Origin of the sequence: Paenibacillus sp. BR2-3 (assembly GCF_046529485.1) — a bacterium.
Taxonomy (GTDB): Bacteria; Bacillota; Bacilli; order Paenibacillales; family Paenibacillaceae; genus Paenibacillus_AQ.
Genome location: NZ_CP126311.1, coordinates 4193388 through 4208865 on the forward strand (window position 1 = coordinate 4193388; position 15478 = coordinate 4208865).

At 44.7% G+C, this 15478-nt stretch carries 16 protein-coding genes and 1 pseudogene; 7 read left to right on the forward strand and 10 right to left on the reverse strand.

Going from position 1 to position 15478, the window contains the following annotated elements; all coding sequences use genetic code 11:
* Positions 1-22: 22 nt before the first annotated feature.
* Genes kdpB through PaeBR_RS20160 form a run of 3 tightly spaced genes read right to left on the reverse strand, consistent with a single transcriptional unit; the run spans position 23 to position 3900 of the window.
* On the reverse strand, positions 23-2065 hold the full coding sequence (gene kdpB, locus PaeBR_RS20150; RefSeq protein ID WP_410512283.1) for a potassium-transporting ATPase subunit KdpB: 2043 nt from the start codon (positions 2063-2065) through the stop codon (positions 23-25).
* A gap of 32 nt (positions 2066-2097) precedes the next feature.
* On the reverse strand, positions 2098-3771 hold the full coding sequence (gene kdpA, locus PaeBR_RS20155; protein WP_410515256.1) for a potassium-transporting ATPase subunit KdpA: 1674 nt from the start codon (positions 3769-3771) through the stop codon (positions 2098-2100).
* 51 nt (positions 3772-3822) lie between these two features.
* A complete protein-coding gene (locus PaeBR_RS20160; protein WP_410515257.1) occupies positions 3823-3900 on the reverse strand; it encodes a potassium-transporting ATPase subunit F in 78 nt (25 codons plus the stop codon).
* A 532-nt stretch (positions 3901-4432) separates the two neighbouring features.
* Here PaeBR_RS20160 and PaeBR_RS20165 point away from each other — a divergent pair.
* The 5 genes from PaeBR_RS20165 (at position 4433) to PaeBR_RS20185 (ending at position 7937) form a co-directional block, all read left to right on the forward strand.
* Positions 4433-5308, forward strand: coding sequence for a decaprenyl-phosphate phosphoribosyltransferase (locus tag PaeBR_RS20165; protein ID WP_410515258.1), 876 nt, complete (start codon positions 4433-4435; stop codon positions 5306-5308).
* 24 nt (positions 5309-5332) lie between these two features.
* Positions 5333-5965: an HAD family hydrolase gene (locus PaeBR_RS20170; protein WP_410512284.1), complete on the forward strand. Its 633-nt coding sequence runs from the start codon at positions 5333-5335 to the stop codon at positions 5963-5965.
* A complete protein-coding gene (locus PaeBR_RS20175; protein ID WP_410512285.1) occupies positions 5953-6291 on the forward strand; it encodes an EamA family transporter in 339 nt (112 codons plus the stop codon). Before PaeBR_RS20170 ends, PaeBR_RS20175 begins: the two co-directional genes overlap by 13 nt.
* Positions 6281-6604 carry an EamA family transporter gene (locus tag PaeBR_RS20180; protein WP_410512286.1) on the forward strand — a complete coding sequence of 108 codons (324 nt, stop codon included), beginning with the start codon at positions 6281-6283 and terminating at the stop codon, positions 6602-6604. Before PaeBR_RS20175 ends, PaeBR_RS20180 begins: the two co-directional genes overlap by 11 nt.
* Positions 6605-7121: 517 nt before the next feature.
* Positions 7122-7937 carry a DUF6080 domain-containing protein gene (locus PaeBR_RS20185; protein WP_410512287.1) on the forward strand — a complete coding sequence of 272 codons (816 nt, stop codon included), beginning with the start codon at positions 7122-7124 and terminating at the stop codon, positions 7935-7937.
* 15 nt (positions 7938-7952) lie between these two features.
* Here the strand turns inward: PaeBR_RS20185 and PaeBR_RS20190 are convergent, their stop codons facing one another.
* On the reverse strand, positions 7953-9119 hold the full coding sequence (locus PaeBR_RS20190) for an MFS transporter (protein WP_410512288.1): 1167 nt from the start codon (positions 9117-9119) through the stop codon (positions 7953-7955).
* Between the two features lie 190 nt (positions 9120-9309).
* Between PaeBR_RS20190 and PaeBR_RS20195 the strand changes: the two genes are divergently transcribed.
* Entirely contained in the window at positions 9310-9693 is a 384-nt protein-coding gene (locus PaeBR_RS20195; RefSeq protein ID WP_410512289.1) for a MerR family transcriptional regulator, read from the forward strand.
* A 104-nt stretch (positions 9694-9797) separates the two neighbouring features.
* A pseudogene (locus tag PaeBR_RS20200) lies at positions 9798-10259 on the forward strand (zinc-binding dehydrogenase); the annotation flags it as partial.
* A 512-nt stretch (positions 10260-10771) separates the two neighbouring features.
* On the opposite strand, the gene PaeBR_RS20205 reads toward PaeBR_RS20200, so the two are convergent.
* The 6 genes from PaeBR_RS20205 to PaeBR_RS20230 are packed head-to-tail and all read right to left on the reverse strand — an operon-like array spanning position 10772 to position 15468.
* Positions 10772-11203: a tyrosine-protein phosphatase gene (locus tag PaeBR_RS20205; RefSeq protein WP_410512290.1), complete on the reverse strand. Its 432-nt coding sequence runs from the start codon at positions 11201-11203 to the stop codon at positions 10772-10774.
* Positions 11204-11223: 20 nt separating this feature from the next.
* Positions 11224-11505 (reverse strand): HesB/IscA family protein, encoded by a 282-nt coding sequence (locus PaeBR_RS20210; protein ID WP_410512291.1) that lies wholly within the window; start codon positions 11503-11505, stop codon positions 11224-11226.
* Positions 11506-11519: 14 nt separating this feature from the next.
* Positions 11520-13295: an arsenical pump-driving ATPase gene (arsA, locus tag PaeBR_RS20215; protein ID WP_410512292.1), complete on the reverse strand. Its 1776-nt coding sequence runs from the start codon at positions 13293-13295 to the stop codon at positions 11520-11522.
* A 17-nt stretch (positions 13296-13312) separates the two neighbouring features.
* Positions 13313-13675: an arsenite efflux transporter metallochaperone ArsD gene (gene arsD / locus PaeBR_RS20220; protein ID WP_410512293.1), complete on the reverse strand. Its 363-nt coding sequence runs from the start codon at positions 13673-13675 to the stop codon at positions 13313-13315.
* A gap of 56 nt (positions 13676-13731) precedes the next feature.
* Positions 13732-14151 (reverse strand): arsenate reductase (thioredoxin), encoded by a 420-nt coding sequence (arsC, locus tag PaeBR_RS20225; RefSeq protein ID WP_410512294.1) that lies wholly within the window; start codon positions 14149-14151, stop codon positions 13732-13734.
* 21 nt (positions 14152-14172) lie between these two features.
* A complete protein-coding gene (locus PaeBR_RS20230; protein WP_410512295.1) occupies positions 14173-15468 on the reverse strand; it encodes an arsenic transporter in 1296 nt (431 codons plus the stop codon).
* Between the last annotated feature and the right edge of the window lie 10 nt (positions 15469-15478).

Below are 15478 nucleotides of genomic sequence, written 5' to 3' on the forward strand. Positions count from 1 at the left end.
CGATATCTCCTAACTTCCTGTATTAGACGATATTCAGTCCATGAAGGATCATGTCAATCCCCTTAATCCCTATAAAAGGCACAATCACACCGCCTAGTCCGTAGATCAAAACGTTTCGCGCAAGCAGTTTATCGGCGCTCGTTGAGCGGTACTTGACCCCTTTCATGGCAATCGGGATGAGCAGCGGAATAATAATGGCGTTGAAGATCAGTGCGGACAAGATCGCCGACTTCGGCGAAGACAAATTCATGATGTTCAGCGCCTCAAGCTGCGGCATCGCCAGAATAAACAGTGCGGGAATAATCGCGAAATATTTGGCAATATCGTTCGCGATGGAGAACGTTGTTAATGCGCCGCGCGTAATTAATAGCTGTTTGCCGATGGAAACAACAGACAACAGCTTTGTCGGGTCGGAATCCAAATCGATCATATTGGCCGCTTCTTTGGCTGCCATCGTTCCCGAATTCATCGCCAGCCCGACATCGGCTTGAGCCAGTGCCGGCGCGTCATTCGTACCATCGCCGGTCATCGCAACGAGCTTCCCTTCCTGCTGCTCCTTTTTAATTGCGTTAATCTTATCTTCCGGCTTTGCCTCGGCAATAAAATCATCCACACCGGCTTCGAGCGCAATGGTAGCTGCGGTTAGGGGATTGTCGCCTGTACACATGATCGTCTTGATTCCCATTGCCCTCAGCTCGGCGAAACGTTCTTTGAGTCCCGGCTTCACAGTGTCCTTCAGGTAAATCACACCAAATATGCGATCGTCGACGGCTACTGCAAGTGGAGTTCCTCCTGCTTTGGCTATCCGGTTTGTGATTTCCTCCAAATCGTTCGGAATCCTTCCGCCTTTGGCTGATACATGCTTCCTGATGGCATCGACCGCACCTTTGCGGATTTGTGTGCCGTTCTGTAAATTCAGTCCGGACATTCGGGTATCCGCCGTAAATTCTACGACTTCAGCGCCTTCATATTCGTTTTCAGCCCACGACTCATCCAGCTTGCCTGCAAGCTCAACTATTGATCGTCCCTCCGGGGTTTCATCCATTACGGATGCTTGCAGGGCCGTGAGCGTCATATCCTTCGAGGATACGCCTGTTACCGGAATGAATTCGGACGCCATCCGGTTTCCGTAAGTGATCGTTCCTGTTTTATCGAGAATCAACGTATCGATGTCGCCTGCCGCCTCCACCGCTTTGCCGGACATGGCGAGCACGTTAAACCGGGTAACCCGGTCCATCCCCGCGATTCCGATGGCGGACAGCAGCCCACCTATTGTGGTAGGGATGAGGCATACCAACAAGGCGATCAAAGTAGCTATATCCAGCTGTACATTGAGGTATTGAGCCATTGGAACCATCGTGATGATGACAATAAGGAAAATTAGCGTTAAAACGGCAAGTAACGTAGTTAAGGCAATTTCGTTCGGTGTTTTTTGCCGTTTGGCGCCTTCCACGAGCGAAATCATGCGATCCAGGAACGATTCACCCGGGTCGGTCATGACTTTCACAACAATGTAATCGGAAGCCACTCTCGTCCCACCGGTTACAGAGGAAAAGTCTCCGCCCGCTTCTTTAATGACAGGCGCGGATTCTCCTGTGATGGCCGATTCGTCGATAGAGGCGAGTCCTTCAATAATTTCGCCGTCCGTAGGAATAACTTCGCCTGCATCCACACGGACGATATCTCCCTTTTTTAACCGGGTGGAAGAGACTTGCCCGTAGGACCCGTCTTTTTGCAAAATCTTGGCCATCGTTTCGGATTTCGTTTTCCTTAGTGTGTCCGCCTGGGCTTTGCCGCGGCCTTCCGCGAGCGCTTCGGCAAAATTACCGAAGAGAACAGTAAGAAGCAGGATGGAAAACACAGCGATATTATAACCCCCGCCTACCGTCGTGGCGCCGAAGAGATCTGGGGCCAATGATAATAGTAAAGTAATGGCCGTTCCTACTTCAACGATGAACATAACGGGGTTTTTGATCATCACCGCAGGGTTCAGCTTCTTAAAGGCATCAATGATTGCCTGTGATACGATTTCCTTCGTTAACGTTTTATTACGGACAGTAGCCATATAAATCCTCCCTCTGCTAATTAACGCCGACCTTAATGCGGCATTGCCAAATGTTCAGCTATTGGTCCCAATGCAAGAGCAGGGAAAAACGTAAGCGCCCCGATCACGAGAATGACCATGATCAAAATCCCTGTGAACAGGGGAGTATTCGTCCGCAAAGTCCCTGTCGTTACCGGAACTATGCGCTTGGTAGCGAGAGATCCGGCGATGGCAAGCATCGCGATGATGGATATATATCGGCCAAACAACATGACTATTCCGATGCCTACATTATAAAAATTCGTATTGGCATTCAAACCGGCAAACGCGGAACCGTTATTGGATGAACCGGATGTAAAGGCATAGAGCACTTCCGTGAACCCATGCATGCCGGGATTTGCGATCGACGAAAGGGCTTCCGGACGCGCGAAAGCCAGTGCGGTTGGCGCCAGTATGAGAACCGGATGAACCAAGAGGGCGATCGATGCCAGCTTCACTTCTTTTGCTTCAATTTTCTTGCCCAGAAATTCCGGTGTACGGCCGACCATGAGGCCGCAAATGAATATAGATAATATAAGATACAACAAACCGTTTAGCAGCCCAACGCCTTTTCCCCCAAATACGTTATTTAACATCATTTCGGCAAGAGGAACAAAACCGCCCATCGGAGTTAACGACTCATGCATATTGTTCACACTTCCCGTTGTTGCCGCAGTTGTTGCCGCTGTAAACAATGCGGACCCGGACAGGCCAAAGCGGACCTCTTTGCCCTCCATATTGCCGTGCACGCCCATCGCGTCAAGAGCGGGAACTCCCCGATACTCCGACATGAATACGGTCGCCAGCATGACCATAAAAATAAGTCCCATAGCCGTAAATACGGCCCAGCCCTGCTTTTTGTTCTTAATCATCAGCCCAAAAGCATAAACAAGCGAGGTCGGCAGCAGCATCATGCTTAGAATATAAACCAGGTTCGTCAAAGGCGTGGGATTCTCAAACGGATGTGCCGCGTTTGTGCCAAACCATCCCCCGCCGTTCGTTCCGATATGCTTAATCGATTCAAGCGATGCCACCATACCCCGAGTTATTGTCTGCTTCGCCCCTTCCAAAGTGGTGGCATCCGCTGCCCCCAACAGAGTCTGCGGAACACCTTGAAACACCAGGAACAGGGCAATTATAAAGCTAAGCGGTAAGAATACACGGGTAATTGAACGAACCATATCCACAAAAAAATTCCCCAGGTTATCTTGCCGGCCGATCAACCCGCGAATGAATGCAATCGCAACCGCGAAACCGGTAGCTGCAGATGTAAACATAGGGAAGGTGACCGAAAGCAGTTGAGATAAATACGACAAAGCGTTTTCCCCACTGTAGGACTGCCAGTTCGTATTTGTAATAAAGGATACAGCCGTATTAAATGCTTGCGCAGATGGCATATTGCCGATCCCGTCCGGATTTAGCGGCAGAAACTTTTGAAGCCGAAGGACCAGATACATAAAGAGCAGCATGATGAAATTGGTCAGTAACATTGCGCTCAAATACCGCTTCCACCCCATGGCCTCGCTGTCGCGAACCCCCATCATCCGGTAAATTATTCGCTCAAACGGACCGAAAATGCGGTCCAGGCTCGTTTTTTCATAATCAAATACTTTTACCAGATAGCTGCCCATCGGCTTCACCAGCAACAAAATGATGACCAGCGTAATGGCTATCTGTACAATTCCCATACCCATGACAGGAAATCCCCCTTATCTTAATTCGAAAAATTTCTTGGGTCTTTAGAACTTTTCCGGTTTGACCAAAACAAATCCGAGATACAAAATCAGCGCAAAGGCAATAATTCCAACAATAATCATGCAGCTACCTCCTAAGCTTTTTCACAAAACTTCAGAAACCCCCAAAACACTAAAAATGCGACGATGAACATTAAAACCATAATTAAATCGTTGTACATCCCAGACAACCTCCTTATACGCCTTAGCAGTAAGCTTCCCTTTAGGGATAAAATGTATGCTAGTTGATTACTAATGCCACGTATACTGTCCCTGTCCATGGGCATTACCTGTAATGTATTCCCCTCCTCGGTATGTTGAAATCTTAAGCCCTTTCGGTGTAAAAAGGGGGTAAATTAAACCCTTGAAAGGTGTAAAAAAAATATAAAAAAAGCATCCCACCGGGATGCTTTTAAGAATTGACATAACACGCCAGTCATTTTATTTATCTGCAAACTCTTCACTTCGATCAAATCTTATTTATTGTAATATAAAGATATGGTATAATAACCATCTAAAATGGAAATACATTACTTTTTTTCTTGTAAAGATTAGTTGTTATTATTAGGAGGTCCTTGTTGTGCTCTCTCCGCTAAATGAATATGTCAACAAACCTGTGTTTCATAGGCAGCTTCCCCTAATTATCGTCAAGCAGCTACGGCCTAAACAGTGGACCAAAAACTTGCTCGTGTTTGCCGCTCCCCTGTTTTCTTTCGAGACGGTAAGCCCCATAGCCCTGTACAACAGTCTAGCCGGCTTCTTGAGCCTATGCTTCGTATCTGGATGCGTATATATCGTTAATGACTACATAGACAGGGAAGTAGACCGGAACCACCCCGTGAAACGTTACCGTCCGATGGCTTCCGGAGAACTTCATCCGCAATTGGCTTTTGCCTTCGGCGCGCTGATTATGATGGCTTCTCTCTCACTGTCTTACTTATTGAATCCTTTGTTTACGCTTCTGCTCGCTTTTTACTTTGGCATAAATGTTGCTTATTCCATTCGTCTTAAGCATGTCGTTATCATTGATATCATGATCATTGCAGCAGGCTTTGTATTACGCGCCATTGCAGGCGGGCTAGTCATACACGTTCCGTTTACCCCTTGGTTTCTGTTGTGTACGATGCTCCTCTCCCTTTTCCTCGCAATCGGAAAAAGACGGCATGAGCTTTTTTTGCTGGAAAATATCAAGGGAGCTCACCGTAAGGTTTTGGAGCAATATTCCTACGAACTACTGGATCAGTTAAGCGGTATTGTGACAACGGCCACGATAATCAGCTACTCTCTGTTTACATTTACGTCCGGACGCACCATTCATCTCATGTGGACGATTCCGCTGGTGATTTACGGCATGTTCCGCTATTTATATCTGATACATATAGAGAAAAAAGGGGGAGCCCCCGACAAAGTATTGTTTGAGGACCGCCACATTCTGATCACGGTCATTCTCTATGTTGTCAGCGTAGTCGCTATTCTAGCTTACTTTGAATAATATGACTAAAAAGAGGTAGACACCATGTCTCAAAAGCTCGCTCTATTTGATGTCGACAAAACGATCATCTTTAATGATTCCATGTTTTCTTTCCTGTTGTATGGATTAAAGAAAAAACCCGCTTCGCTCCATTGGGTGTTTCTTGCCGGGCTATATTCCGTGTTGTACAAGCTGAACCTGATGAGTGCTGAGCACGCGAAAAGTGCTTTTTTCGGTTTTATCAAATATTTGGACGAAAAAGATCTCAAACAATTTTTTGACACGAAGCTTAAACCGCGGATTTATTCGCAGGCCCTCAAGGAGATGAGGTACAGAAAACAAGAAGGCTATCACATCCTTTTGGTTACCGCATCACCCGCCGCGTACATGAAGTATTTCAATGAATTGAATGAGGTGGATAGCGTAATCGGAACAGAACTTACTATAAAAGAGGGGCGCTACACGGGTACGATCAAAGGAAACAACTGCAAAGGTGAAGAAAAGGTTGTGCGTATCAAGCATTACCTGGCAGAGAAAAAAATTACACCAGATTACAATAATTCCTGCGCTTATTCCGATTCCTTATCCGACATGCCCATGCTAACCTTGGTGAAACACAGTTATTTAATTAACCGTAAAGATACGGCAGGTTGCGAGGGATTGATATGGAGCTTCTGAAAACGGGAAATTCCCGGCATATCGGCAAATGGTTCATGGTCGTTTCCGCATTTTTAACAGCTACCGGGCAACTGTTTTGGAAGTGGGGGCACAGCGACATATTGTACATGGCTATCGGTTTTGTTTGTTATGGGCTAGGTGCGATTTTCATGATTAAATCGTTGGCGCTGGTAAAGCTGTCTGTGGCCTATCCACTTATGTGCATAAGCTATATTGTCGCGTTAATTTACGGGGATATGTTTCTGGGCGAACCCATTACATTGAAAAAGATGGCCGCCGTCGTGCTTCTCGGGATTGGAGTGACTCTAACCTCCTATGAAAAATGAACCGCTGCTGTTATATCTGCTCCTCATAATGATGACGTTGTTTGGTTCTCTTGGCAGTGTTTTTTTCAAAGGATTCACTTCCAAGAAACGATATTCCCTTTTACTCATTGGCTTTGCTTCATACGGAATTGGCGCACTGCTGAATATCTACCTGCTGAAAAAACTTCCGTATACCCTTGTAATGCCGGCAAACGCTCTTACATTTCTTTGGGCGCTTCTATTTGCAAAGATCTTTTTCAAAGAAACAATTGATATCATAAAAATTTCCGGCCTCGTTTTTATTATTTCCGGCCTGCTTCTCCTCCTGTGGTAAAAATAAAACACGTTAAGATTGGTGGTTGAATATGTCGTTTTACAGCTATTATTTTCGAGATAAGAAGGATAACTACATAGCCGCAGCCCTATGGCTCGTTTTTTTTGTTGGGTATGTACTTGTTAATATGCCATACGTTCAGTACATAAAAGAAAACGCTGATATACTGAGTGCTGCCAATCCATTTTACAACGCTCCCTTTTCTCTGAACTTATTTAACTTCGACCCTTCTATGGAATACGGCAGCTTCACGGCATCCGTCATTCACCCTTTATATAATTTCCTAACGGCTCCGCTTACTTATTTGTCAGCCCATTCGCTCGGCAATTCGCTTTACCTCCTGCTACAGTCGGCTGTTAACGCACTGACCACAGTTATTCTTTTTTTTATAATGCGCAGAAGCGGATCAAATCCACGGATTTCAATTCTGTTTTCTGTTTTTTTTGGCGTAAGCTCCTATAGCCTCTTTTCCTCATTCATTCCAGATTCTTATCCCTACGCTCAGCTGGTTATAGTTTTGTCTGCTGGCTATTTGCAGAAAAGCCGTGACTTAGCTTCATTTTCGGTTATTACCGGAGCATTTCTGGCGTTGCTGAACTTTGGGGTTACTTCCACAAACCTTATTACCTTCACCGGTGCGCTGTTTATTAGTATATTTGATCCCGGCCAAAGGAAAAAAACATTGACGCGGTTTGCGGTTATTATGATCGGTTCCCTGCTGCTGCTCATTGCTTTCACAGGACTGCAATATGCTATGTTTTCAGGCAGAACATGGATTTCCAATCTAGAGGGAGGCATGTCGAACGGTGCATTACGTTATGTCTCGCCTTTTTCATTCGCTCAGCACTCCAGCTTATTTAACATGCTGACTGTCAATCCGGTGCTAACACCGAATGTCATATTAATTGATCCCGGAATCGTTGCCTTTGTTACGGACTTAAATAAGCCTTATCCGCTATATGTCCCTATTGTAGGCTTCGGGCTGATCTTCATGGCCTTGCTCGGATTTATAAAAGGGGTACGCACGCGAGAAGCGTGGTCAATGGCCATTTATGTTCTTTTTGCATTTCTGCTGCATGTAGTCGTTGGCTTTGGCCTGGCAGCCTACAAGTATGACATGTATTTGTATGCCGGTCATTATCTATTCGCGTTCTTTCCTCTTGCAGCCGGGTTTGTAAGAGATGTAGTGAACCGTACTGTACAAAAAATACTGGTCGTTCTTCTCAGCCTATTGGTTCTTACAACACTAGCTAACAATATAGTAAAGCATTATTCAACTTTAGATTACATCAAATCGGCTTATACGGAGGTTATAAACTTTTCTGATAAGTAAAAAAGTCCCGATATATCAAGAAAGTTGTTTTCTAGGACTAAATATGTTGTTTCTTAGCAAAATACACACCGCACTCAATATCAACGATAGTAATCCCCCTACTCCGATGTATTGTGTACCGATTGCTGATATAAATAATCCACCTACAGCTGTACCCATTGTTGTTCCTATATTAGCGGATGATAAAAATAATCCATTAGCGAAATCAGGAGCTTTGGGAGCTGCGGACGTGATCCAATATTGAGCGATATTCCCTCCAATACCGGCTAATATTCCCCAAACCAAAGTAATGATAGCCATAGGTACAGTGAACTGTCCAAATGAGAATAATACGATGTAAACTGCTCCTAATGCGAAAGGAAAAGACGCTACAGTTTTGATGGCATTTTTAATAAGTAACTTCCCTGCCACAATGTTTCCAATAACATTTGCCCCACCGTATACAACTAACATTAAACTAATCGTCTTTCCAGAAATATTAGTAATGGTTTCAAGATACTCAGCAAGGTAACTATAAACCCCAAATATTGCTGAATTTATAAAAATAACAGCGGCAATGGAAAGCCAAGTAATTGAATTTTTTAATACGCTTAATTGTGATCCGTAAGAAAGTCTTTCCTTAACAGGCATAGATGGTACAAATAGTAATGTAGCAATGAATGTTAAAGCATTAATGATAGCAAAGAATAACATGGCCATTTCAAACGAAGTTTCACTAGCAATAAAACTAGTGATTGGCACACCAAGTACCATACCTGCAGATACTCCCAACATTATTTTAGAAACAGCTTTTGGAGCTTCATCATTGCTTACTGAGTTAGCAGCTACTGTAAATGCCATGGAACAATAAATTGGATGAAAAATAGCTGGAATCACACGAGCTATTAATGCAATTGTAAAGTTTGATGCAAATATCGAGACAATGTTACCCAGAACGAAAACACCGAGTACAAGTAACATTGCCTTCTTGCGATTCATACCCGAAAACAATAGCGGCATACTTGGAGCAGATATTGCAACAGCAAGTGCAAAGAGACTCACAAACAACCCTGCTTTTGATACACTGACATCATAGTAATCAGCAATTAAAGGTAATATACCAATAACACCCATTTCAGTATTTAAAATACCGAAAACTCCTACCGTCAATATAAATATAAGCAAATTACTTCGTTTAGCCATAAAAATTCATCTCCAACCTTCCTTCCTTACTTCTTCTTTTTTTTAATACAAAGCAACAATAACCCTTAAAGTCGACTTTAAGTCAAGAAACATTCTTAAATGCCCGGAAGAAGATGAAAACGCGATGTTGCATTAAAGTACACTTTAAGGTCTATAATAAAACCTAATAGATTTATGAAGGATGGATACAATGGAAATTCATATAAAAGAAGCAGCAGAAAAGATAGGTTTGCCTACACATACACTCCGATATTATGAACAAGAGGGTCTTCTACCTTTTATAAAAAGAGATGAAAATGGAAATCGTATTTTTAACGAAGCAGATTTATTATGGTTAGAGCTTATTGTATGTTTACGGAAAACTGACATACCTCTTTCAGAGTTACGTGCGATCGTGGAATTAACAAAAGAAGGAGACAGTACAGCCTCGCAACGCAAACAGATATTTGAAAAACATAAAGAGAAAATGATGGAGAAACAAAGAGACTTGGATAACGCTTTTAGAAAAATTGAATCGAAAATAGAATACTACGATGATTTAGAAAAGAAGTACCACAAAGAAAAGCTTAATTAATTATTAACATTTTCAAAAAAACCTTTGCCTTAAAGTCAACATTTATAACAATAGATATTAAGTTTAGTGGCATTTGCCACTCTGATATTCACAGTGCATTCGGTGCTCATGCTATGGGTGCTGAAGTAACAATATTGAGTCGCTCTAATAATAAGAAAGAGGAAGCATTGAAATTTGGTGCAGATCATTACTTTACGACAAGTGATCCCGCTACATTTACCGAATTAGCAGGTCGTTTTGATCTGATCTTAAACACCGTGTCTGCGAATCTGGATGTTGATGCCTATTTATCCCTGCTTCGTATTGATGGAACACTTGTAAATGTTGGTGCACCAGTTGAACCAGATAAGTATCATGTATTTTCATTAATTATGGGTCGTCGCAGCATTGCAGGTTCACTCGTTGGTGGAATTCGTGAAACCCAAGAAATGCTCGATTTCGCAGCTGAACACGGCATTGCCCCTATGATTGAAGTGATCAGTGCAGACCAAGTCGAAGAATCGTATGAGCGTGTCCTCAAAAGTGATGTGCGGTATCGATTCGTTATTGACATCTCTACTTTATAACTTTCATTAGGAACGAGTAAACTTGGAGGGGATATTTTTTATGGCCAAAAAAAGGGCAAGTATTTCAACAATATACGGAAGATTTCAAGATGGCGGCGGTGAGGGAGTTTCTTAAGGGATCAGCCAGGTAAGGAAGCACTGAGATGGAGAAGCATTCGATACCCGTAAGGGCTCATCCAGTCCCATAAAGGGACGCCCACGCACATCATTTTCCAGTATTGAGGAAGAACGGGATTACTTGAAAGCACAGAATTTGAGACCAGGGGACAATTACCAAACTATCGAGGCGCTACGTGACCTACACGGCGTTACACGCGTATTAGCCATTGCGGGACTGCCTAAAGTTGTACCTTTATCAGTAGCTCAAACAACGCGCGCCGATTGAGTATCGACACGCGCTGGCTGCTTAGCTTTTTTCATCTGTCTACTTGACAGGGGTATGACCAAATGATCATTGACAGAAGTCTTTTTTTCAAATTATCGATAGGAGTCTTAGCAAGGCTTTCCTCAGATTACTTCGCCGGATAAAATCCCTTCAACAAATCACGCATTTCTTGCTTGATATTAATATCCGGACGTTTTTCTTTGGCTAAACCTTCAGCCTCTTCCACCGTGGACACCAAACCCAGCTCAAGCAATAATCCTGTGGCCACGGTTCCTGTGCGGTTCCGTCCTCCGGAGCAATGAAAATATACAGACTTGCCGCTGTCTACCGCTTCTTTAACAGCTTGAATGGCTGCTTTCACGGAAGCTTCCTGGCCGGACTTATCTTCCACGATCGGATAATGATGGCGGGTTACTTTAGCTGGAAAGCCTTCAACCTCGCTTCCTTTATCTCTCAAATCAAACACATCTGTAATGTCTTGCTCCCGCAGAGCTTCGGTCAAGTCATTTTCCCCGCCAATATAGACTTTATTCTGAATAAGCTCATGATAATTTGCCATTTTACTTCTCTCCCATGTGTTTAGCAGCAGTTACTTCCGCCACTTATAGTTAGTCCTGCACCTTGTTCATCCTGAACCAAATCAAGTGTAATTCCGTTGATCTGCTCAGCAACCCGTGAATCCACTGCAACCTCGACCTCATTGACTCGAGTGACAGTATCATTCTCTTGTGGTTTCTCAAGCGACAACTGGTAGCTGGGTCCACAACATCCTGCTCCAGCATAGCCAAACCGTAAGGTGGAAACTCCTGCTTCCTTCATCATGTGCTCGATAAACGATTTAGCTTCATCGGTAATGACCATTCATCTCACTCCTTCTATTTCGAAATATTTCCAGCCAGACCTTTAAGCTGTGTGTACCCCGTGACTTCATTCGGTTGCCAAGGGATGAGTGCTGCATAACCCTCAGATATTTGAAGCACCTGCTCAATCCATTCTTGTTCGGCATGAGCTCGGCCGCTAAGCACAGGATCTATCGTTCCTGCAGCAGCAAAGCTTTGATTGATCGCCCACCATTTTGTAGGAATGCCGGCGCGTTTCAGATCTTTCTCCAGACGCGAGGCTTCATAGACAGGTGTAGCCTCCGCTAAAGTGACGATCACGACACTAGTTTCCTTGGGATCACGAAGCCTTGGCAGCAAATGTTGAACCGAATCCGGAATCAACCCCGAGGAACGGGCAATCTCCTTATGATATTCCTGAGTCGCATCCAGCAATAACAAGGTGTGGCCTGTCGGTGCCGTATCAATAACTACGATCTCTTCTTCGGAACGTTCGACCAAATCGGCAAAAGCTCGAAATACAGCGATTTCCTCCGTACATGGGGAACTTAAATCCTCTTGGAGAAAGGCAAGCCCTTCCTCATCGAGCGAATCTGCATTTTGGTTCATGACTTCATTCCGGTATCTTTCCAGTTCAACCTTGGGATCGACACGGCTAAGGGTTATTCGATTAGGAGCTTCTCCAAGAACATATTGCAGGTGGGCTGCCGGATCAGTGGTGCTCAGATGAACACGATGTCCACGTTCGGCAAGCCCAACCGCAATGGCAGAAGCAACCGTTGATTTCCCAACGCCTCCTTTGCCCATCGTAAAGATCACCCGGATACCAGCGGCGTCCAGATCATTAATCAGGGTTCCAAGAGGCGGAATTGAAATGTTCTTATCCTCGGCTTCTATGAGTTCAGTCCTTTTAGGAGTCGAGGTGAAAAATTCACGTAAATTTAGTATCCCGTTCACGTTAAATGGAGCTAATGGAATACGATAACTCGGCATCGATTGAAGTTCATCCGGCATTTGCTCCAAGTCGCGTATCTGCCTGTTATAAAATCCTTCAGCTACAGGATCTTCCTCGGTGTAAGAAGACAATACCCCATTAATAATTAGCAGCTGATTTTCCATACCGGTTCCCTTCAGTTCGGAAGACGCGCGGGCCGCTTCCAGCAAGGGCGAATGTTCTGGACGGGTGACCAGAATAAGTGTGGTCTGATCTCGATCCGATAAGGTTCGCACCGCCTCGTTATACAGTGTTTTCTTAGACTCCAATCCTGCCAGAGGGCCCAGGCAAGAGGCACCATGCGTACTTTCATCCAGGAATCCACTCCACGCAGATGGCAGCTGCAATAAACGCAGCGTGTGACCTGTAGGTGCGGTATCAAACAAAATATGATCAAATTCAGTTTTCAACTGGTCATTGGTCAAGAGCGTCGTAAACTCATCAAAAGCTGCAATTTCCACGGTGCAAGCCCCTGATAATTGTTCTTCCATGGTAGCGATCACCGTATCTGGCAAAACTCCCCGGTAGGGAGCAACCACTTTAGTTTTGTATTCTTCCGCAGCCGTTTCCGGGTCTAAATTCGCAGCAAACAGCCGAGGAACTCCCTCAATCGGGGCCGGATGATTAGAGAGCTCCATTCCAAAAACATCCTGCAGATTGGAGGCGGGATCGGTGCTTACGAGCAGAACGCGTTTACCCGAGTCCGCAAGTGCGACTGCTGCTGCACAGGCTGTTGAGGTTTTACCTACGCCTCCTTTGCCTGTAAAGAACAGATATGGCGTGCGCAGTATCGTAAGTGGATCAAACCCGATAGACATGTCGCCCCTTCTTTCCCTTATTGTGATTTCACTTTAAGCTCTAAACGCACTTTTGGCTTCGTCGTAAGCTCTGAGGCGGGAATCCCCGTCCATGCTTCCAGTTCTTCATTCGAAGGATACCCCTGTTTTTTTGCCACTTGGCCGTCTACAAGAATCACAGGTAATACGTCTGGTCCTTCGTCGGTCAATAACTGTTTGACGACCTCATTTCTCACAAAAGCATCCGGCTCACTGGACAAGTTATATCTGGACACGCTAACATCTTTTTTCTTCAAATTGTGAACGACCGCAGACATGCGGATTAATTCCGGATCAACGCCTGGACCACAGACTCCTGTAGAGCAGCACATCGCTGGATCATAAATTTCAATGGATTTCATGAACATAATCTCCTTTCTTCAGAAAAGCAGCCGGATGATCCCGGCTGGTTTATTCATTATTCGCCGGTTTCAGCAAATTGTTTAATGCGTGCTCCGACCTGGTCACGTACACGTTGGAATACAGCCCATTTTTCTTCTTCATTACCTTGTGCTTTGGCCGGGTCATCAAACCCCCAGTGTTCACGTTTCACCTTCGGCGGTGTAATAGGGCATTTATCTGCGGCATCCCCACATAAAGTGACGACCAAATCCGCGTTATTAAGTAGATTTGAATCAATGATATCGGATGTTTGTCCCGAGATATCAATACCCACTTCATTCATGGCTTGGACGGCTTTCGGATTCAGACCGTGTGCTTCAATACCGGCACTGTAAACGTTCCAGCTGTCCCCCAAATATTGTTTAGCCCAGCCTTCCGCCATCTGGCTCCGGCATGAGTTCCCTGTGCATAAAAAGTAAAGTGTTTTCTTGTCCATGTGTGATGATCTCCTTTTAAATTAGAATAAGGTTAATCTTAAATATAGGCCCAGCAGCGTAATAAACAGCGTGGGAATCGTCAAAATAATTCCTGTTTTAAAGTACGTTCCCCATGATATCTTCACACCTTTGGTGGATAGCACATGCAGCCAGAGCAGAGTAGCCAGTGAACCGATCGGCGTAATCTTTGGCCCTAAATCGGAACCGATGACATTCGCATAAATCAAAGCTTCTTTAATGACTCCGGTTGTGTTGGTAGCATCGATGGCCAGTGCGTCAATCATGACAGTTGGCATATTATTCATCACAGATGAGATGATTGCGGCAATAAAGCCCATGCCCATCGTTGCTGCGAATAGCCCTTGATTGGCCACGAGCTGAATCACATCGGCGAGTACATCCGTAAGTCCAGCATTGCGCAGTCCATAAACAACGACATACATGCCAACGGAAAAGAATACGACCGCCCAAGGCGCTCCCTTGACCACTTCCATGGTCGGTACGGAAGGGCTTCTTCTTGCCATGAGCAAGAAAAAGATTGCGATAATCCCGGCAACCACAGATACCGGAATGTTCAGGAATTCACTGACAAAGTATCCAACCAGCAGAATCGCAAGAACCACCCAGGATAGCTTGAACATCTTCTTGTCTTTGATGGCCTCTGCCGGATTTTTGAGCTGCGAGCTGTCAAATTGCCGCGGGATGCTTTTTCGAAAGAAAAGGAACAGAACCAGAATACTCGCCCCTAAAGAAAATAGGGTAGGTATAATCATATGTCCTGCGTAATCCATAAAAGTAACTCCAAAAAAATCCGCAGATACGATATTAACCAGGTTGCTGACGACGAGCGGCAATGAAGTGGTGTCCGCAATAAACCCACTGGCGATGATGAATGGAAATACTTTTTTCTCATCAAAATTCAGGGCGCGCACCATGGCAAGTACGATGGGAGTAAGGATCAGCGCTGCCCCATCATTGGCAAAAAACGCAGCCACAACCGCTCCAAGGATGGTGACATAAATAAACATCCGAATGCCATTCCCACGGGCAGCTCTGGCCATATGTAGAGCAGCCCATTCGAAAAAGCCGATTTTATCGAGGATTAATGAAATTAGTATGATCGCTACAAAAGCCAGCGTAGCATTCCACACAATCAAGGTGACATCGAGAACATCGGTAAAACTGACTACACCCACAAGCAAAGCTAATATTGCACCGCCGCAGGCAGACCATCCAATCGATAGATTTCGGGGCTGCCAAATCACAAAAATTAACGTAACTACAAAAATGATACTCGCTAATAGTACCGAAACCAATCCACTAACC

Excerpts from the sequence above, each read along its gene's own strand:
- kdpB (WP_410512283.1), bottom strand. The coding sequence starts at position 2,065 with ATGGCTACTGTCCGTAATAAAACGTTAACGAAGGAAATCGTATCACAG.
- kdpA (WP_410515256.1), bottom strand. The coding sequence starts at position 3,771 with ATGGGAATTGTACAGATAGCCATTACGCTGGTCATCATTTTGTTGCTG.
- PaeBR_RS20160 (WP_410515257.1), bottom strand. The coding sequence starts at position 3,900 with ATGATTATTGTTGGAATTATTGCCTTTGCGCTGATTTTGTATCTCGGA.
- PaeBR_RS20170 (WP_410512284.1), top strand. The coding sequence starts at position 5,333 with ATGTCTCAAAAGCTCGCTCTATTTGATGTCGACAAAACGATCATCTTT.
- PaeBR_RS20175 (WP_410512285.1), top strand. The coding sequence starts at position 5,953 with ATGGAGCTTCTGAAAACGGGAAATTCCCGGCATATCGGCAAATGGTTC.
- PaeBR_RS20180 (WP_410512286.1), top strand. The coding sequence starts at position 6,281 with ATGAAAAATGAACCGCTGCTGTTATATCTGCTCCTCATAATGATGACG.
- PaeBR_RS20190 (WP_410512288.1), bottom strand. The coding sequence starts at position 9,119 with ATGGCTAAACGAAGTAATTTGCTTATATTTATATTGACGGTAGGAGTT.
- PaeBR_RS20195 (WP_410512289.1), top strand. The coding sequence starts at position 9,310 with ATGGAAATTCATATAAAAGAAGCAGCAGAAAAGATAGGTTTGCCTACA.
- PaeBR_RS20205 (WP_410512290.1), bottom strand. The coding sequence starts at position 11,203 with ATGGCAAATTATCATGAGCTTATTCAGAATAAAGTCTATATTGGCGGG.
- PaeBR_RS20210 (WP_410512291.1), bottom strand. The coding sequence starts at position 11,505 with ATGGTCATTACCGATGAAGCTAAATCGTTTATCGAGCACATGATGAAG.
- arsA (WP_410512292.1), bottom strand. The coding sequence starts at position 13,295 with ATGTCTATCGGGTTTGATCCACTTACGATACTGCGCACGCCATATCTG.
- arsD (WP_410512293.1), bottom strand. The coding sequence starts at position 13,675 with ATGAAATCCATTGAAATTTATGATCCAGCGATGTGCTGCTCTACAGGA.
- arsC (WP_410512294.1), bottom strand. The coding sequence starts at position 14,151 with ATGGACAAGAAAACACTTTACTTTTTATGCACAGGGAACTCATGCCGG.